This is a genomic window from Leptospira stimsonii, from assembly GCF_003545885.1.
In the GTDB taxonomy this organism is placed as follows: domain Bacteria; phylum Spirochaetota; class Leptospiria; order Leptospirales; family Leptospiraceae; genus Leptospira; species Leptospira stimsonii.
In genome coordinates, this window is the sequence record NZ_QHCT01000001.1 from 652,822 (window position 1) to 671,243 (window position 18,422).

The 18,422-nt window shown below is 41.5% G+C and carries 19 protein-coding genes and 1 pseudogene; 15 read left to right on the top strand and 5 right to left on the bottom strand.

Features of this window, described 5'->3' with window-relative positions; all coding sequences use genetic code 11:
• Window position 1 precedes the first annotated feature (1 nt).
• A complete protein-coding gene (locus DLM75_RS03250; RefSeq protein WP_118967083.1) occupies window positions 2-388 on the bottom strand; it encodes a DUF1304 domain-containing protein in 387 nt (128 codons plus the stop codon).
• Window positions 389-548: 160 nt separating this feature from the next.
• Between DLM75_RS03250 and DLM75_RS03255 the strand changes: the two genes are divergently transcribed.
• A complete protein-coding gene (locus tag DLM75_RS03255) occupies window positions 549-1,529 on the top strand; it encodes a GlxA family transcriptional regulator (RefSeq protein ID WP_118967954.1) in 981 nt (326 codons plus the stop codon).
• Here DLM75_RS03255 and DLM75_RS03260 read toward each other — a convergent pair.
• A complete protein-coding gene (locus tag DLM75_RS03260; RefSeq protein ID WP_118967955.1) occupies window positions 1,522-2,937 on the bottom strand; it encodes a hypothetical protein in 1,416 nt (471 codons plus the stop codon). The genes DLM75_RS03255 and DLM75_RS03260 overlap by 8 nt on opposite strands.
• Window positions 2,938-3,365: 428 nt before the next feature.
• On the opposite strand from DLM75_RS03260, the gene DLM75_RS03265 reads away from it, so the two are divergent.
• Window positions 3,366-4,010 carry a hypothetical protein gene (locus DLM75_RS03265; RefSeq protein WP_241547810.1) on the top strand — a complete coding sequence of 215 codons (645 nt, stop codon included), beginning with the start codon at window positions 3,366-3,368 and terminating at the stop codon, window positions 4,008-4,010.
• On the opposite strand, the gene DLM75_RS03270 is transcribed toward DLM75_RS03265, so the two are convergent.
• Window positions 4,007-4,849, bottom strand: coding sequence for a glycosyl hydrolase family 18 protein (locus DLM75_RS03270; RefSeq protein WP_118967956.1), 843 nt, complete (start codon window positions 4,847-4,849; stop codon window positions 4,007-4,009). The two genes, DLM75_RS03265 and DLM75_RS03270, sit on opposite strands and share 4 nt — an antisense overlap.
• A 196-nt stretch (window positions 4,850-5,045) precedes the next feature.
• On the opposite strand from DLM75_RS03270, the gene DLM75_RS03275 reads away from it, so the two are divergent.
• The 7 genes from DLM75_RS03275 to DLM75_RS03305 all read left to right on the top strand — a co-directional run bounded on the left by DLM75_RS03275 (window position 5,046) and on the right by DLM75_RS03305 (window position 12,148).
• A complete protein-coding gene (locus DLM75_RS03275; protein WP_118967085.1) occupies window positions 5,046-5,936 on the top strand; it encodes a fructosamine kinase family protein in 891 nt (296 codons plus the stop codon).
• A gap of 61 nt (window positions 5,937-5,997) precedes the next feature.
• Entirely contained in the window at window positions 5,998-6,729 is a 732-nt protein-coding gene (locus tag DLM75_RS03280) for an SDR family oxidoreductase (protein WP_118967086.1), read from the top strand.
• Window positions 6,730-6,799: 70 nt separating this feature from the next.
• Window positions 6,800-7,753 (top strand): ABC transporter ATP-binding protein, encoded by a 954-nt coding sequence (locus DLM75_RS03285; protein ID WP_118967087.1) that lies wholly within the window; start codon window positions 6,800-6,802, stop codon window positions 7,751-7,753.
• Window positions 7,750-8,832 (top strand): ABC transporter permease, encoded by a 1,083-nt coding sequence (locus DLM75_RS03290; protein WP_118967088.1) that lies wholly within the window; start codon window positions 7,750-7,752, stop codon window positions 8,830-8,832. The genes DLM75_RS03285 and DLM75_RS03290 overlap by 4 nt, the downstream gene beginning before the upstream one ends.
• 26 nt (window positions 8,833-8,858) lie before the next feature.
• Window positions 8,859-9,980 carry a quinone-dependent dihydroorotate dehydrogenase gene (locus DLM75_RS03295; protein ID WP_118967089.1) on the top strand — a complete coding sequence of 374 codons (1,122 nt, stop codon included), beginning with the start codon at window positions 8,859-8,861 and terminating at the stop codon, window positions 9,978-9,980.
• A gap of 115 nt (window positions 9,981-10,095) precedes the next feature.
• Window positions 10,096-11,541 carry a M43 family metalopeptidase leptolysin gene (locus tag DLM75_RS03300; protein WP_118967090.1) on the top strand — a complete coding sequence of 482 codons (1,446 nt, stop codon included), beginning with the start codon at window positions 10,096-10,098 and terminating at the stop codon, window positions 11,539-11,541.
• 22 nt (window positions 11,542-11,563) lie between these two features.
• Entirely contained in the window at window positions 11,564-12,148 is a 585-nt protein-coding gene (locus tag DLM75_RS03305) for a hypothetical protein (RefSeq protein ID WP_241547811.1), read from the top strand.
• A 50-nt stretch (window positions 12,149-12,198) separates the two neighbouring features.
• Here the strand turns inward: DLM75_RS03305 and DLM75_RS03310 are convergent, their stop codons facing one another.
• Window positions 12,199-12,876 (bottom strand): hypothetical protein, encoded by a 678-nt coding sequence (locus DLM75_RS03310; RefSeq protein ID WP_118967092.1) that lies wholly within the window; start codon window positions 12,874-12,876, stop codon window positions 12,199-12,201.
• 84 nt (window positions 12,877-12,960) lie between these two features.
• On the opposite strand from DLM75_RS03310, the gene DLM75_RS03315 reads away from it, so the two are divergent.
• The 4 genes from DLM75_RS03315 to DLM75_RS03330 all read left to right on the top strand — a co-directional run bounded on the left by DLM75_RS03315 (window position 12,961) and on the right by DLM75_RS03330 (window position 16,284).
• A complete protein-coding gene (locus DLM75_RS03315) occupies window positions 12,961-13,470 on the top strand; it encodes a SixA phosphatase family protein (protein ID WP_118967093.1) in 510 nt (169 codons plus the stop codon).
• Window positions 13,467-14,012, top strand: coding sequence for a hypoxanthine phosphoribosyltransferase (gene hpt, locus DLM75_RS03320; protein WP_118967094.1), 546 nt, complete (start codon window positions 13,467-13,469; stop codon window positions 14,010-14,012). Before DLM75_RS03315 ends, hpt begins: the two co-directional genes overlap by 4 nt.
• Window positions 14,013-14,321: 309 nt before the next feature.
• On the top strand, window positions 14,322-16,085 hold the full coding sequence (locus tag DLM75_RS03325; RefSeq protein WP_118967095.1) for a cation:proton antiporter: 1,764 nt from the start codon (window positions 14,322-14,324) through the stop codon (window positions 16,083-16,085).
• Between the two features lies 1 nt (window position 16,086).
• A complete protein-coding gene (locus DLM75_RS03330; protein ID WP_118967096.1) occupies window positions 16,087-16,284 on the top strand; it encodes a DUF1289 domain-containing protein in 198 nt (65 codons plus the stop codon).
• 123 nt (window positions 16,285-16,407) lie between these two features.
• On the opposite strand, the gene DLM75_RS03335 is transcribed toward DLM75_RS03330, so the two are convergent.
• A complete protein-coding gene (locus DLM75_RS03335; RefSeq protein ID WP_118967097.1) occupies window positions 16,408-17,619 on the bottom strand; it encodes a glycosyltransferase family 4 protein in 1,212 nt (403 codons plus the stop codon).
• Between DLM75_RS03335 and DLM75_RS24950 the strand changes: the two are divergent.
• Together DLM75_RS24950 and folE are read left to right on the top strand one after the other, a co-directional pair.
• Window positions 17,605-17,794, top strand: a pseudogene (locus DLM75_RS24950) (hypothetical protein). The gene DLM75_RS03335 and the pseudogene DLM75_RS24950 overlap by 15 nt on opposite strands.
• A gap of 16 nt (window positions 17,795-17,810) precedes the next feature.
• A complete protein-coding gene (gene folE / locus DLM75_RS03340; RefSeq protein WP_118967098.1) occupies window positions 17,811-18,362 on the top strand; it encodes a GTP cyclohydrolase I FolE in 552 nt (183 codons plus the stop codon).
• Window positions 18,363-18,422: the final 60 nt, after the last annotated feature.

Here is an 18,422-nt window from a genome sequence, read left to right on the forward strand (position 1 = left end):
ATCAACCGTAAATAGAGACTCCGATCAGAACGATTGCGATCAACGGCGGTAAACCTTGGATGATCGCCGCACGAGCCATTGCAGGTTTGGAAGCAAAAAGAACGAGACCGGCTCCGAAAACCGAAAGACAAGAAAAGATCATAATCGCAGGTGCGTAGGCCGCATGAAGTTCAAAAAAGATCGCGCCATAGAGCGCACCGATCGCAAGAAATAGGTTATAAAAACCTTGATTTAAAAAAACTCCCTTCATAGCTTCCGCTAATTTTTTATCCGTTACACCAAAACGTCTGTGGATTGTCGGGCGCATCCAGAGCACACTTTCCATAAGAAAAATCCACACGTGAAGTGCTCCGACGATACCGGCTAAAATTCTTGCGGCTAAAATCATTCCATAATCTCCTTTAAGATTTGTTTCGGTAGTTTAACAGCTAGCATTTCCTTTGTAAAGGCGCTTCTCCGCCAATTTTCGACGTGATTTGGCCTCCAAAATCTTGGCCAAATTAAAGTTTTCATTGCGATTCCGCCAATCTCTGGTTCCAGTGTCCAATATGGACGTAGTGATTCTTCTGATACCCGGTGCACCGGCTTCCGTCATAACTGGCCTTTTCGAATTCTTTGAATTTGCCGGGATAGATCTTGAGAACCGTCGAAAACCTTCCAAAATCCGGGTTCGCACAGCGGCCATTCAGTCCGAACCCGTTCAGCTTCACGGGAAAGTTCAGATCAAACCCGACCTCGTTGGTCGATGCGAGAAGGTGGATCTTGTGATCGTGCCTGCAATTGGGCCAAACGTAGTCGGCATCAAAAGAAGATGCGGACTTGAGATAGAATGGCTCAAAGAAGCTTCGTCGCAAGGAGTTCGGATCGCGAGTGTTTGTTCCGGAGCGTTTCTACTCGCCTCAACCGGCTTGTTGGAAGGCCGATCCGCCACGACTCATTGGCAATTGGCATCTCTCTTTCGAAGAATGTTTCCGAACGTAAATCTTGAAGTGGATAAACTTGTGATCGATCAAGGAAATTTTTTAACTTCCGGCGGAAGCAATGCATTCTATGATTTGAGTCTTCATGTATTGGAACAATCTCTGGGAAGAGAAATTGCTCTCAAGTGTGCGAAAAATTTCTTACTTGATTCGGACCGAATTTCTCAGACACCGTTTATGACTTTTGCGGCTCAGAAACATCACGACGATTTATCCGTTGCAACGGCGCAAGATATATTGGAGAACGAATTCACAACCGCAATCTCGATGGAAACGCTCGCACAAAGAGTTGGTCTCAGTTCCCGAAGTTTAAAGAGAAGATTCAAACAAGCGACGGGCGATCCCCCTTCTACTTATTTGCAACGCCTTCGTATCGAATGGGCGCGGCGTCGATTGGAAGAATCAGGTGACTCGATCGAAGAGATTAGCTACGCAGTCGGATATGAGAATGTAGGTTTTTTTCGAGTACTTTTCAAACGATACGTAGGAAATACGCCATTGGATCATCGGCGACGTCATTCCGTCAAAATACCGGTCGGACTCAAATAAACTTGCTCATTCTTTCAGTAGCGTAAATGCCTTCTCTCGATTTCAAACTCATGCCGGAAAAGAGAGTTTCGGAATTAATTCCTTCTATGATATTCACAGGATAGGTGATTCTCTTATCTTTTTTTGTGTGAATCGGATAAAACCGTTTTTGATCTCGATAAGAATACGTAGTAAGAACGATCGTTTCCACGTCGTAAAAGACCGCCTCCAAGTTTCTAAGAAGTGTATTCGTTTTGGAAGTGATGTTTTCGTTGATATCTTCCCAGGCTAAAAGTTCTCCCGAGTTTTCGATATTTAGATGAACCAGGATAGGACTAGTATCCGATTTTTTTTCCTTATTCTTTTCCAGAACTTTGCGCGCGACTAGCAAAGCATCGGTATCGTTCCCTCTTCCGGTTTTAACAAGAATCGCTTTGTTTCTCTGAAGAAGTTCGAATCCGTCTCCATAGCAGATCAATTCTTCCGCGTGATCCAATATTTTCCAACGATCCTCTTCGCTTAACATTTCAACCTTTCTCCTCGTATAAAGAGAATAGGCGATATTCCAAAGGGATTGATAAGCTAAGGATGGAATCAGAAGCGGCGGCAGATCTTTTACAGCGAAAAGTTTTTGGATGATCGCATTGAATAAATCCGGTTGAATCAACTTTTGAGAAGCGAAATCGTCCGAAACTACGATCGAGGTAACTTCACGAATCAGATACGATTTCATACAAAGGGTCGTCTGGAAATCTTTGAAAAACAGAGGCTGAGGTTCTAAAAATAATTCTTCCGGAGTCTTGAATCCGACGTACCTCGCTGTGGAAGGATCTTTGAAAGGATATTTTAGAAAAGCCTTATGGAATATTTCGGACGGAGTTTTAAAATCGAAATCTCGGATCATTTCGGAAGTATCCAATTTACTTCCGTCTCCAAAGATCAAGGTCTCCGCCATGGAATCCGTATTCGTAATTCCTTCCATAACGTAGATTCTTTCTTTTTGAAAGACTTCTCTGACCGCCCGTGTCTGTTCCTGAATTGCCTTTCTCGCGGCGCTATCGTCGTGATTGTGAGCCGCACAACCCATTCCCGGAAGATCGGACCTGTGCATATAAGCGATGAACAAAGCCGGCGTATTGGGGGTATTACAAATTGCATCGTTGATCAATCGATCGATCCGATTCCAAAACCAGAAATTATTCAAATTGGTCGCGACGATATTTCCGTCCGTTCTACCGAAACGGATGGTTGTGACGGGATAACCTTTTAGTTTGCTTCCGTGAACACGGCCGTCGATACATTTTGTCACAAGTACTTTTGGAGCTCGAATACTGAATTCCTGAATGACGTGTTTCATTCTTCGAATGGTTTCCGACTGAAGAATGTTTTCCTCTAAGTATCGATCCAAATACTCGTGAATCTCCTGCACAGTAGCCCCTTTTAAAAATGGTTCCGACTCGATCGAATTCAAAATCGATTGGTATCCAGTGAATGTGGAAATTTCTTCTCCATTCTAAGCAAGAGAATGGAAATGTAAAATTCATTTAAGAATCCTTTGAAATTAAATCGTAAAAAGGAAAACAAACGATTTCCCTTTTAGATTCGTAAAATTTTGATCCCTTTCTTCGGCCTGACAAATTTTCATTTTAAGAAACCAGGATTGGAATCCGCCGAATAAAATCATAACTCGATTTTTTATTCCGAAGGGTCGTCGAAACGATTTCTTAGCGTAAAAAAAGAATTCTAAATCGCAACTTTTAGTCTAAGGAATGGATTTTAGGAAGGCAAAAAATGAAGAGGCTGATTCTATTCTTAATTTTGAATATATCATTTTCTATTTATGGGGAAACTAAAAAGATGCAATTTTTTGGAACCGCCACAGATTTAGACTCCGGCAAAATTCTCTATTACGATCATCATGAAGAATTCTGGGAAAACGGGGAACATTCGTATTCAAAGATTCAATACAAAGATCCACAGGGAAAAGTTTTTGCGAAAAAGAAAATCATATTCTCAAAAAATAAAATGATCCCCGATTTTCAATTGGATGATTTGCGGGTCGGTTATCTGGAAGGGGGAACGTTATTAAAAGCAGGATCGGCGAAATTATTCGCACGGAGATCCTCCGAAAAACCTTTGGAAGAAAAGACGATCGCATTTTCGGAGCCCGCTTCTATGGACGGAGGGTTCGATTATTTTATAAGGGCTTATTGGGATTCTCTCATCGAAGGAAAGACGATTCGATTTCGTTTTTTAGTTCCCGTGGAAAGGGATACGTTTGCGTTTTCGGTTTCAAAAACGAAAACGGGAGAATACAAAGGAAAGCCCGCTCTTTTTTTAAGAATGAAAATCGACAACGCGCTTCTTTCCGTTTTTGTAAAGCCGATCGACATGGTCTATGATATAGAATCGAAGAGGATCATGGAATACAGAGGAACTTCGAACATCAATAACGATCAAGGAAAAAGTCTTACTGTAAAAATCGTGTATGATTTTCGTTAAAACCCGATTCTCCAAAAAGCGGTTCCTTTGAGTCGATATCGTTCTACCAATTCTTGGAATTGGAACAGCGATTTTTCGTCCGAGATAAATCCGATTCCATCTGAATTTTGAAGCTTTATAAATCCGTCGTTTTCGTCCGATATTCGAAAACGATTTCGATTTTTTAAAAGACTCTTTTGATCGAGAATTTTTACTCTTTCACCTTGTTTCCAAAAATAACCGTAACGAGGAAGACCCAACCACAACTTCGAGGGAGAAATTTTATTCGATAAAAAGTCCAGATTCTTCTTGGTCCAGGATACGGAAGTTACCGGTCCCGGTTCGGTTTTGGGAGAATGGAGATCGTAGCTCATGAGAACGAACTCGTCGATAAAATCTGCGTTTAGTAGTCCGGCGTGGATTTTAGAATTCGAATTGGGGAATTCGATCTGAGGAAACAAGGCCAATGTCAAAACTTTCTCACGAGGAAGTCTCTTTTTCAATTCTTTTAGAAACCTTTTATAATTCGATATTTGAGAACTTGAGACGGTTTCGATATCCAATTGCAATCCTGATAAAGTAGGATATTGTTCCATAAAATGAATGAGGCTATCGATTGTGTTCTGCATTCCGGTTTCCGTTTTCAAAAAATGCCAACCATGCGGATTGGCGGAAGTAACCAATGGAATCAAACGAACGTTGTTTTTTCGAGCCGAGGACAAAAAAGAATCTGGAATCTCAACGGAAGTAAGACTTCCATTCTCCTTGAGATAGAATCCCGTAAAACAAAGAGTATGCGATTTTGTAAAAATTGTTGTCCAATCGAAAGAAGACTTTTGGTTGATCGATGGATGGATCATATAATTCCAAATCGGCTTCGGATCGTTCGCCAAAAGCGAGGAACTTACTAGTAAGCAGAGTAGGGTAAGAATTCGAAAAAGGATCACGTCTTACGGAATATAATAGGTTTTCATAAATTTCAATCAATCCGGGAACCTTTCGGACCGATTTTTTAATCAGAGATAAGGACCGGACCTCATCCGGGAGGAAGCGAGTGTGGTCATCAAATCAGCGTTAGAAGAGGCGATCTACGACGGTCTGGAAAGGCTTGGAATTTTGAATTCCAGCTCGAGACCTAGAATCTCTCTTCATTCCTCCAGTCTCAATGAGATCTATCTCGTAAATTCTCCCGCACATTCTTTCGCAGTGAAAGTGATTCCCAATCGTGAGATGGCGGAAACGGAAAAAGAATCTCTCGAACAACTGTATCGAGTCGGTGTTCGGGTTCCCGAATGTTATGGAATCGTACAATCCGGAAACTCTTGGTTTCTCGTAATGGATTTTATCGAAGCGGGAACGAGTGCCGGTGCACGAGAAGATCTGATCCGAAGTCTGAAGTTACTCTATCAAAAAGATTCCAATTCTTGGGGTTGGAAAAGAAACAATTTTATCGGAACTCTTCCTCAAAAGAATCGATGGTTCTCTAACTTCGAGGAATTCTACTGGGAATGTCGTTTAACACCGCAGTTGGAAATGGCGTTCGGACGCAAATTGATGACTCAGAAAGATTTGGATAGTGTAACGCAGATTTTTCGAAAGTTTACTGAAGATTGGTCCCTCAATCGTTCCCGACCAAGGCTGATTCACGGCGATCTTTGGTCCGGAAATATCCTTACCGGAAAAAACGGACATTCTTATCTTATCGATCCTTCCATTTCCTTTTCGCATCCCGAACAAGATCTCGCGATGTTGAATCTATTCGGAAGTCCTTTGAATTTGGAGGAGATGCAGGAGATTCTTTCCTCCATTGGCGTCGATGATCCTGGACATTTAAAGGATAGAATTCCTTTTTGGCAGATTTATCCGGTCTTAGTGCATATCAATCTTTTCGGACCTTCTTATCTTTCCTCGCTCAGACAGATTCTTCGTTACTACGGCAAAAGTTAATTCTAACTTTCAGTCGGGAATTGCTTGATCGCTCCGTTTCGAAAAAGAAGATAAGCGGAACATGAACCTATCAGGAAATACGATTTTAATTACGGGCGCCACGTCGGGAATCGGTCTCGAACTTGCAAAACGATTTGCTAATCTTGACAACACGGTTCTTGCTTTGGGAAGAAACAAAGAGTCGCTTTCTAAGTTGTCTTCTATTCCCGGAATTCAAACGATTCAATGTGATCTGACAAAACCGGCCGATTTCGATAAGCTGATTTCGCTTATCAAAAAGAAATATTCTTCTCTTAATATGTTGATCAATAATGCCGGCATTCAGTTTAATCCGGATTTTCTAAAAGATTCCGATCAAACGGCGAACATAGAAAAAGAAATTCAAACCAACTTAACGATTCCGATCCGTTTGATTTCCATCTTAATCCCGATTTTAAAAGTCCATAAGGATTCCGCGATCGTAAATGTGACCTCGGGTCTTGCGTTGGTTCCCAAAAAATCAGCACCCCTGTATTGCGGCACAAAGGCAGGACTTCATTTGTTTACGGAGGCTCTCCGTTATCAGTTGGAAGAATCGAATATCCGAGTTATCGAAATGTTGCCTCCCCAAGTGGATACGCCGATGACGGCAGGTCGTGGAAAGAATAAACTGACGACGAAAGAATTAGCGGATCAATTTTTTTCGGCTTTGGAAAAGGACAAAGTTTATATCGGAATCGGAGTGGTTCGATATCTACGTTTTCTTCTTCGTATTTTTCCGTCTTTGATCTACAAAGTCGTAAAAAATGCCTAAGGTTTTCATCGGAGCCACGTCGGAAAGAAGTTCTTAATTTTACAATCTCTATAAGGAAAAGGATGTTCTCTTGAATCCAAAGAATTCAAACGAATCGACGAACGTCGTAATCGATGTTCGCAACGTATTCAAACGTTTTAAAAATACGACTGCCGTAAACGGTTTAAGTCTGGAAATCCAAAAGGGAGAATTCGTAGCGCTTTTAGGTCCGAACGGAGCGGGTAAAACGACTTTGATAGAAATGTTGGAAGGAATTCAAAAGCCGGACGAAGGATCGATTTCCATTCTTGCTACGACTTGGAAAGAAAACGAAACTCTTCTTCGATCCAAAATCGGCTTGGCCTTACAGGAAACAAGATTCATGGATCGAATCACCGTTCAAGAAACTCTCAATCTATTCGGAACATTTTACAAGAGTAAAAGAGAGAGGCTCGACGAGATTCTAGAATTGATCAACCTGGAAGACAAACGAGAAGCTTACGTGAGCCATCTTTCCGGCGGTCAAAGACAGAGGTTGGCGCTCGGAGTTTCTATATTAAATTATCCTGAAATTCTCTTTTTGGACGAACCCACTACGGGATTGGATCCGGGTGCGAGGAGAGACGTTTGGAAAATTTTAGATCGGCTTAGACAAAGTAAAACAACGATGATTCTTACCACACATTATATGGAAGAAGCGGAAACTCTTTGTGAAAGAATCATCATCATGGATAAGGGCAAGATTTTAGATCAGGGAACTCTGTCCGATTTATTGGGAAGAACTGGCGGAGGTGAAATCATTCGTTTTTCGGTGGAAGACGGATCCGATCCTGAAAAACTGATTCCTTCCGAAGGCATGGATAAATATCACTGGGACTCTGCAAAATCGGAAGCCAGAATCTATGTATCCGCAATTACCGATTATCTACCTCGATTGATCCAAACAATTTCCGCATCTGGAAAGAAGTTAAAGAATTTGGAATGTCATAAGAAAACGTTAGACGATCTTTTCCTTAGCATGACTGGAAGGGGACTGGAAGAATGAAACAAATCCTTCAATTAGTGAGCATTCAGCTCAAAGAATTTTATAGGGAACCCGGAATTCTTTTTTGGGCCTTCGTATTTCCCGTTGCAATGGCCGGGGTACTCGGGATCGCATTTAAGAATCGCGGTTCCGAAGAAGTGAAAATCGCAATATTAGAGAATTCTTATCAACTGGAGGAATTAAAACAAACTCTCGAAGTAGAAGACTCCAAAAAAAGCGAATCGCAACCAACGGATCAAAGTGATTCCTCTCGATCCTTACCTTCGCTAAAATTTTTAGTACTTTCGAAAGAGGAAGCTATACGGGATTTGAAAAGGGGAAAGTTGAATCTGATTTTAGAAAAAGCCGCTGACGGTAAGATTCATTTTTCATTCGATCCGGAAAACCCGAACGGGCAAAGGGATTATCTTTTGATTCTTGCTAAAATTCGTTCCAACCAATCCGAGCTTGCGTTCAAAGTAGATAAGTTGGATTCGAAAGGAACGAGATACATTGATTATCTTGTTCCCGGAATGCTCGCAATGGGCGTGATGAATTCCTGTCTTTGGGGAGTCGGATGGAATCTCATCGAGATGCGAATGAAAAAACTTCTGAGAAGAATGTCCGCTACTCCGATGAATAAACTCTACTTTTTACTTTCCTTCTTTTTTACGAGATTGGTCGTAACCGCAGTGGAATCCCTTATCCTTTTGAGTTTTACCGCTTTGACGTTTGAAAACGCTTTCGAAGGTTCCGTAGGAGCCGCGATTCTGATTTATCTTGCCGGGAACTTTTCGTTTTCTTGTATCGGAATGTTTATCGGATCGCGTGCCGCGAGTTCTCAAGTCGGGAACGGTTTGGTGAACGCGGTTACGTTTCCGATGATGGTCTTATCCGGAATCTTTTTCTCCTATCAAAATTTTCCGGAAGCCGTTCTACCGTTCATTCGAAATCTACCTCTCACTTTGATGGCGGATTCTTTGCGCGCGGTTTTTATCGAAGGCGCGGGGATGACGGTAGCGATTCCTGCGGTTGTAGGATTGCTTATCTATGGAATCGTATTTCTTTTTGCGGGGAGTAGAATTTTTCGCTGGTCTTGAACTAAGCCGAGAAAATAGTTTCAGAGATGATTTCTTCCTCCTTGAGACAAGGCGCTTACACAGCATTTTTAAAACCGTTTTTTCTTTCTTTAGATCCGGAGACAGCACACGATCTCGCAAAGAATCTACTCGGTGTTAGTCGAAAAATTCCGGGGGTTCTTTCCGTAATCGAATCGATGACTTCTTATAAAAGCGATCGATTGAAAACGAAAGTAGCTGGAATCCAGTTCGAGAATCCCTTGGGGATGGGCGCCGGTTTCGATAAAACAGGCGAGTTGTATCCGTTCTTGAGTAGAATGGGATTTGGCCACGTTGAAGTAGGAACCATTACTGGCCAGGCTCAACCAGGAAATCCGAAACCGAGAATCTTTCGTTATCCTGAAGACCAAGCGCTCGTCAATCGAATGGGTTTTAATAATCCGGGCGCCGATCTTGCCTTCGAAATTCTTTCCAAACAAACAAAAGGAAAAATTAGAGGAATCAACGCGGGTAAAACCAAAATTGTTCCCGAAGAAAAAGCTGTCGAAGACTACGTTTACACTCTGAAACGTTTGGCGCCTTATGCGGATTATACGGTAATCAATATAAGTTCTCCGAATACACCTGGACTGAGAAACTTTCAAAAGCAGGAGAATTTTGTTTCTTTGATCGAAGGTATTCGGTCCGGACTGGGAAAAGATTTTAAAATTCCTATCTTTATCAAGTTCGCGCCGGACATGGAAGAACAAGATCTCGAAGCGTTATTGGAAACATCCCTGAGTTTAAAACTGGACGGAGTCATTCTAACCAACACTACGATCGAAAAAACGCTTCTTTCGAAATTTCCGAATGTGGAAAAAGAAGGCGGTCTTTCGGGAAAGCCGCTCCGAAAAAAATCGACCGATTTCGTTCGCGTTGCATACAATCAACTAAAGGGAAGAATTCCGATTATCGGCGTGGGCGGCATCGATTCAGGGGCCGCCGCACTCGAAAAAATTCTTGCGGGCGCTGACTTAATCCAGATTTACACCGGTTATATTTATCAAGGTCCGTTTCTCCCTTTGCGTATTCTTGAATACTTAGATCAGTTTCTAAAAAAGAATCGATACGGTTCGATTTCTCAATTGGTGGGAAAAGAAAAAGAAGTTCGTTGGATCCCAAAAGTTTGAGGCTTGTTCCTCAAAAAAGAAAATTTCATCTTGGAATCAATGTTCAGAAAAGATTTTTACCTTACAGAAATGGAATAGAGTCGCCCTTGAAAAGAAGCATTAGGAAATTAGTGATATGTTGAGAAAATCTTTCGTACCGCTTATGGTTTTTTGTTCGTTGTCCTGGGGTTGTCCCGTTGATAAAAACAAGGATAAAACATCGGAAAATATAAATCTTCTTCTCGGTTTGTATGCTTATAACGAAGCGCTCTATCATTGCGAACCTTCTGAAAATTTGAGAACTTCGGGAGCGGCACCTAATTTCAGTGTAACGTCCTCCAACTTGAGTCAGGTATTGTTAACCGAAGCGAATTCCTATGCCGATGGCGGAACGGCATATCTTACAGGAACCGTAAATTTTGCGGGTCTTGGTAAAAACAATCCGGTAGGAATCGTTTATGCCGAACAAAATCACGCATTTGCATCAAATGCAAATCGATTTATCTATCCTTTATGGGAGAATTCCAATCGCAATTTGATTCAAGACAACGGCAAAAGTGAAGCGGCCGGATCTCGGTCCGTTACGACTGCATTTCCGATCGGGGCGACTCCGAGTTATTACGCGCCGAGCGCAGGTTATAATAACTTCGGAAGTAATATCTTAGGCGTAGATTTTATATTACCCGCAATCCCAAGTCCTGCTATCCCCACTCGTAGAGTTACGAATAATACTCCGCAAACTTGCGAAGAATATAAATTCCGAGCGGAACCGAACGGAATTTTCGGAAGTGCAAATTCTGGCTTATCGAAGAATTGGCAATCTCGAAAGAAATTGAATATCAACTTGATCTTTGTTCCGAATACAGTAGCAACACCTACCACCGTAGGCATGGCAACGATGATTCAGACTCTAAAGGACATCTATGCACAAGACACGGTAAAGATCGACGTAACGGTAACGGCCGTTGTTGCTAACGGAGCTGATGCGAACTTTCTGAATATCGCAAATATCTCCGATGATTTCGGTGATGTTGCGGGTTCCTTGGGGACATTATATAAAACAAACCCGAACGGTTCTCAAGATCCGAATTCTTTGAATATATACCTAACAAGAAGTTATACTATTTCAAGTAGTGCGCCGGCCGGAATTTTAGGAATCTCTTCCGGTATTCCGGGAATCCCGATCACGGGAACACCGAAATCGGGAATGATCGTATTTATTGAAAATCATAGAACCGCAACCGGTTGTGGAGGTGTTGGAGCTGACTTGATCTGCGCCGCGGATCAAGTCTTTTTAGCGAAGACAATCGCACACGAAGGCGCTCACTATTTAGGATTGTATCATCCGGTGGAGAAGGACGTTATCAAAGGACGTTATTCTCTCGATCCGTTACCGGAGACCCCTGAATGCCAGGATCAAAATGGAAACAATCTCGTCGGTTTAGGAGAATGTTTGGGAACCGGTTTTTTCAATAGCGGGGGACTCAATCTTATGTTCTGGGCCGGAAATCCAACGATCAATCAAACACAACTCACAGGGGAACAAGGTTGGGTGCTTCGCTCGCATCCTTTGGTGTACTAAGATGAAAGATAAAAAGAATAACATGAAAATAAGAATAGGAAATCTCCTTTTTTCGAGCTTGTTCGTTTCACTTTGTGTGGTGTCGGCAATCAACGCGGATCCTCTCAATCCGGAACAATACGAAAAGATTAAATCAGTCGTATTGCAAACCGGCCATATCGATAGGGAGACGCTCGTTAAGGAAGTTTACGCTATCAACCCAAATCCTCAAGAATATCTGATTGCAATTTCCAAAGAACCCGGGTTACGAGTTTATGCACTTTCACAGATAAACGATTTAATCGCAGACTTCGGCGGTAATTCTGCAAAGACTTATTTAGAATCGACGATTTCAAACGAGAATTCCCATCCTTCCATCAGAAGCGCGGCTGTATTCGCATACGGAAAGTCGTATTATTCCTTGGATAAAACTCGGACGGAAAATTTTTTAAAACAATATGAAAATCACGGCGGAATCGGAAATTCGATTCATAATACGTTGAAAGATCTTAAGACCGGAAAAATAAGCTCGGTGAGATTTTCAGATCGTTTGAAAAAAACAAACTTTGAAAGTATAAAGGATAAGAATCTTCGTAAGCCGGATTCCAATCATAAAAAGACAGATTGATTTACGAGAAACAAATTCTCCTTAGAGGAAAGGTTTACTGAAAACCGCCTTCAAGGAGAAGAATCGTTAGACGTCGTTGTTTGTCTGCAAACACCTTTTTCTTTCCAGTCTAATTTCCACTCCGTCGCGGAGTCATCCTTAAGAAGGCGAACGATAAAATTCGTGCAGGAATAGCGAATGGTATTGTCTACGGCTACTTCGTATTCTCCTGAATATCGAAACCACTGAACGTCTAAATCAATTCCGGAAATCGCTTCACCAATTTTCAAATTCTCGATCGTTTTTCCTTTCCATCGATCTTGGAGAAGATTTTCTTCGATCAATCGGAGAACGGTTTCCCTATCAGGAGATTCTTTTCCCGGATCGGATAAAACTATATTTTTTCCAAAACCCAATTCGGCAAAAAGCCAACCTTTTGTACGAACAAATATATAATTTGCGCCGACCTCGGTTCTCGTAACACTTCCGTCTTTTCTTTTTGTGGTTACTAAAAATGGAAATTTGTAAAGTATATCTGCGTTGGATTTCGGCTCATCTTTTTCGATAAGAACCGGTTCTCCATTACTTTCGATCGATTGGATTTTATCGCCGAGATTTTTTTTCGACCAATGAATCTGAACGTCTTTTTTGGCTCTTTCTTCGTCGGGCGGGCCGGCTAATTGTGCGCTCAACAAAGTGGGCATCAGAATGAGCAAAGCAGTTCCTGCTAACGCGAAGACCTTTTTCATAGCACCATAATTAAAGAGCTCTTTTACCTCTTGTCAATGAATTTAAAGTTGACCTGAGAAGCGGAAAACGAGAGACAAAGTTCGTTGAAACAAATTCATTTAATCAGACACGCAAAATCAGATTGGGAATCCGAATTCAAGTCGGACAGAGAAAGACCTCTTTCAGAAAGAGGAAGGAAAAACGCTCGATCTCTTCGGAAGTATTTGGAGAGAATCGAATTCAAAACGGATTTGTTTTTAGTTTCGGATTCGAAAAGGACATTGGATACGTATAAAATTCTTACAAAGAATAAGAATGTCTCTTCCGAGCTCAAAGTAACCGAAGAATTGTACGAGTCTGATAGCGAAGACATCTTAGTTAAACTCAGAGAATTGAATTCTAATCTTGAGAGTGTGGCATTGTTGGGGCATAATCCTGGAATCGAAGAAATTGCAAATCGTTTGATCCGAGGGAACGAAGACTTGTCCTTATCGGAATCGATTCTCTTTAAATTTCCAACCTCCGGATTCTTGAGTATACATGCCGACATAAACTCGTGGAAAGAGCTCAGCAAGATTCCGGGCAAGATAATTCGATTTTGGATTCCGGGATGAACAAAAAAAATTCGGACATTCTCCACCCTCGTTTTTCTCAGGAAGAAATCTCGAAGAGAGTAAAATCCTTAGCGTCTGAGATCGCAAAAGATTATAAAAAACTGAATCCTGTTTTTATCTGTGTATTAAAAGGCGGAGTTTACTTTTTCTCCGATTTAACTAAAGAGATTCCTTTTTCAGTGGAGATTGATTTTGTTCAGGCAAGGTCGTATTCGGGAACCGTTTCCACGGGCAAAATCGATTTGTTAAAAGATATCAACACCGACCTTTCCGATCGCCACGTAATTCTCGTCGAAGATATTTTGGATACGGGCTTTACTTTGCAATATCTCGTGAGACACATCTTTACGAGAAATCCGGCGAGTCTTGAAATCGTTACTCTTCTTTTAAAGGAAAGAAAAAATATTCTCGAATTTCCGGTGAAATACGTCGGCTGGAGAATTCCGGATGAATTTGTGGTCGGTTACGGTCTCGATTTTGATGGAAAATATCGGAACCTTCCGGACATCCATGTTCTGGAACCGGCTGACTTTTCAGTTTAAACAAATGTTTCCCTGCTATCAATTTCAAAGAACTGATTTGTTTTTTTGCGAAATTCCTTTTTTCATAGCAGTAAGAACGAGAGAAAAGATAACTCTGTTTTTCGATTTCAAGTTTTTGTGATATGGATAAAAAAAATGTTTTTTACTAAGGGAATCTTCTTTAGTTTAGTAAGTAGAAGCTTTTTATAAGTTTCTGCCGTTCGCTTATAAGAAACCAGAGATAGAATGCTCGTCAGTTCCCGCTTTGTTCGGGGCTTGTGCTTCGGGTTTCCCAAAAAAAGAAATTAGAATTTAGGACGAACTGTATATATGGAGCATCATTCTCTTTCTCTTCTCAATGATATCGCATTGAGCATCATCTTCGCAACATTCTTTTCTCATATCGCAAGGGTTACAAAACAACCGTTGATTCTCGGTTATGTGGCCGGGGGACTTTTGCTGGGACCCAATCTGGGTCTTGGTCTTGTCGTAAACGAAGAAAGTATCGAATTGATCTCCGAGATCGGTTTGATTCTTTTGCTATTCATCATCGGACTCGAAATCGATCTAAAAGAATTGGCGCGGATGGGAAAGTCCATGTTCATTTTGGGGATCAGCCAGTTCGTTTTTTGCGTAATTTTCGGTTTGCTTTTTTTTAAAGGAATTCTCGCAGGTTCGGCCGGAAAATTCGATCTTCTTTATTTTGCCATAGCGCTTGCGATCAGCTCTACAATGATCGTAGTCAAACTTCTTCACGATAAATTCGAGGTAAGTACGATTGCGGGTCGGCTTACAATAGGAGTTTTGGTTCTTCAGGATATTTGGGCGATCATCTTTATGGGAGTTCAACCGAATCTTCAAGATCCACAGATTCTTAAAATTGCAAGTTCTCTTGGAATCGGTTTGGTTTTAATCGGGGTCGCTTTTCTTATCAGCAGATTCTTTCTTTCCAGGTTGTTTGAAGCGGCCGCATCGAAACCGGAACTCATTTTGATCACTTCGATTGCTTGGTGTTTTTTACTCTGCGGTTTTGCAGAAAGAGCAGGGCTTTCGAAAGAGATGGGCGCTTTGATCGCGGGTGTGAGTATCGCCGCGTTTCCATATGGAGCAGACGTAATCGCAAAACTTTCCGGAATCAGAGATTTTTTCATTACTCTCTTCTTCGTAGCTCTTGGAATGAAAATTCCGATTCCTTCGATTCAGATCATAAGTATTTCCTTGATCGCCGTTGCATTTGTGATCGTGAGTCGTGTAATCACCGTTGCAACTCCCGTGTATTTTTCCGGAAAGGGTTTGAGAGCCGGAGTTGTCACAGGTTTGAATTTGGCGCAGATCAGCGAATTCTCGCTCGTGATTCTTTCTCTGGGAATGGGTTACGGACATATCAGCAAAGAATTGGAATCGACCGTTTTGACTTCCATGATCCTTGCCTCCGTCGTTTCCACTTATATTATCCTTTTTAACGATCCTATCTCGCGTTTCATCTTACAGTTGTTAGCTGGAATCGGTTTAAAGGAAAAAGATGAGAATCGAACTGAATCGGATATTACGGGTCAGCCGAAACGTGATATCGTGATCTTGGGTTATTTTAGAATCGCTCAAGGTCTTTTGGAAGGAATCGAAAAAGAAAAACCGGAATGGTTGAATCGAATTTTGATCGTGGATTTTAATCCTGTTTTTAGACAATCTCTGGAAGCGAAGGGAATTCGTTGGGCATATGGAGATCTGGCCAATCCGGAAACACTTCACCATTTAGGAATCGAAGACGCAAGATATGTGATCTGTACGATATCCGATATGATTTTGAAAGGAACAACCAACCGAAGACTTTTGGAATCTCTCAAAACGATCTGTCATCATACTCAGCCCTCGATCATTCTGACGACGGACGATGCGAAAGAAGCGGACGTCCTTGTAGAAAGCGGAGCCGCGCACGTGATCGTTCCAGGAAGAATCAGCGGAATGTCTCTGTTTAAAGAAATGAGAACGATCGTGGACCATTCTAAAATCGGACCTGAAAAAACAAAGGCTTCCACTAAGAAAAAACCTGCGAAGAAGAAGGTGGTTGCGAAGTCTAAGAATCGAGGCAAATGAAGTGGTCCGTTCTCCGTGCAATAAGATCTGCTCGATGGACTTTGAAACGGGTTTTTGTGAGGGTTGTTTCCGAACGATCGAAGAAATCGGAAATTGGTCTCGTTATTCCGACTTGGAAAGGGAGAATCTTTTTTTAACCATTCAGACTCGAAAAGAAGAAATCCTTTCCAAGAAAAAATATATTAAAAGAGAATTCTGAGTTTAGAATTTCATTTTCCATTCATTTCTAGGCTAATTGTTTTTCCGACAAATGAGATCGATCGTAAAAACTTCTTGAAACCGGACTTAAAGTCCGTTTACAAAAAAATACGGCAGAATCGTCCTAACAAACTACTTTATAATTATCTAATGTTTTTTCGGCGGCGATTTTCCAGGAAAATTTCTTTGCATTCTTTTTTCCTATTGGAATCAGAGATTTTATTTCTTTCGGACTTTTTATAAAACGATTTAGAAGAATTTCCAATTCTTTCGGTTGATTCGGAGAAAAATAAAGAACGCTCTCTCGCAACATCTCGGGCATAGCCGTCGCGTTCGAAGAAAGGACGGGGCAACCGCAAGCTTGCGCTTCCAGGGGAGGAAATCCGAAACCTTCGTATTTGGAAGGAAAGATCAAAACACCCGCGCAAGAATATAGGCAACGGAGTTCCTCTAAGGATAGTTTTTGCATGGGGAGAATTCTACTTTCATAACCGACGACGTCCGCTTTTAGATATTCGGGAATTTTTCCCGAGGCTCCGCCAAGGACCCAGTTCGTTTTTAGAGCTTTCGAGTCCCAAAACAATTTTAAAACGTCCAAGACAAAGTTTAGATTCTTATGACCTTTCCCGATTCCTACGCTCAGCAAATATCCTTCTTTGAGTTTGTATTTTTTTAAGAATTTCTTTTTCTCCTCGGAAGACGCCGGAAAAAAAACGGATTCATCGATTCCGTTCGGGATCACTTGAATCGTATCTTTTGAAAAATGAAAAACGGATTCTATATCCTTCGCCGTGTATTCCGAAACGGAAACGACCTTTTTTGAAAAGGCTCGAATCAGTCGAAAGACAACTTGTAAATAAATTCTTTTTGCGAAACTCGAATGAAATTCTTTCATTCGAAAAGGAATGATATCGTGAATCGTAATGATCGATTTCGAAAGATAACGCAGGGGTGCGTTAAAATGAGGAATGTCTAGGAGATCCATTTCTTTCATCAAGGGATGTCCGAAAAATTCCTTCAAAGAATAGATCGGAACATCATAGGAAATTACGGGAAAAGAATCGGTTTCTTTTTTTTTGAGTCGAGAGTCGGAAGTTGCGACGTTCGTTCCCTCTTTCTCCCAACTTGAAAAATCATGGCAGGAAATTCCTTCCTCTTGGATTGTCTCTCGATTTCCAAAAAGGTAGATTTGAATGTTCTCTTTCTCGGCTAAAGTTCCGATGTTCTTTAAGATCCCTCGAATTCTCATCCCGATGCCGGAATGCGCGATCATACGGGCGTCTAACCCGATCTTTACGGGTCGATTTCGTTTTGTCAGGAAATTCTCAACGCTCATGAAAGGACAGAATCGTTCGCGGTGGGAAATCCGCAAGAAAATGAAAATCCGATGGAAGATTCTATAGCCTCTTTTGAGAATGGGAATGTTCTCTCTTTGGATTCTAAAAAAATTTACCGAATTCGTCCGAATAGAATCTAACAAGAGGCCCCTTATCCAATCTTGGGAAATATAACTGAAGAGAGTTTAAATTGGAAGAAGAAGTTGTAAAAATTCTAAAAGCGATCGGCGAGGATCCGAACAGGGAAGGGCTTCGAGATACTCCGAAAAGAGTTTCAAAAGCCTATGATTTTTTGACCTCGGGTTACCGCGCCGATATCACAACCATCGTAAACGGGGCGATCTTTGACGAGCCCACGGAAGGGATGGTACTTGTAAGAGATATCGAAATGTACTCACTCTGTGAACATCACCTCTTACCTTTTTATGGAAGAGCACATGTCGCTTATCTTCCGAATAAAAAGATCATCGGGATCAGTAAAATTCCTAGAATCGTGGACGTCTTTGCGAGAAGACTTCAGGTGCAGGAACGACTTACCGAACAAATTGCCTATGCCATTCAAGAAGTTCTCGATCCACAAGGTGTTGCCGTTGTTATCAAAGCCAAACATCTTTGTATGATGATGCGTGGAGTCGAAAAACAAAACTCGGAACTTTTCACGTCATGTATGTTAGGAGCGTTCAAAGACAATATGGTCACACGTTCCGAATTCTTAGATTTAATCCGAACCGGTTCCACCTAAGTAACGAGACCTCCTCTTTAAAAATTTTTGAGAGGAGGTTTCTCTTTCGTTTTTCTGCAA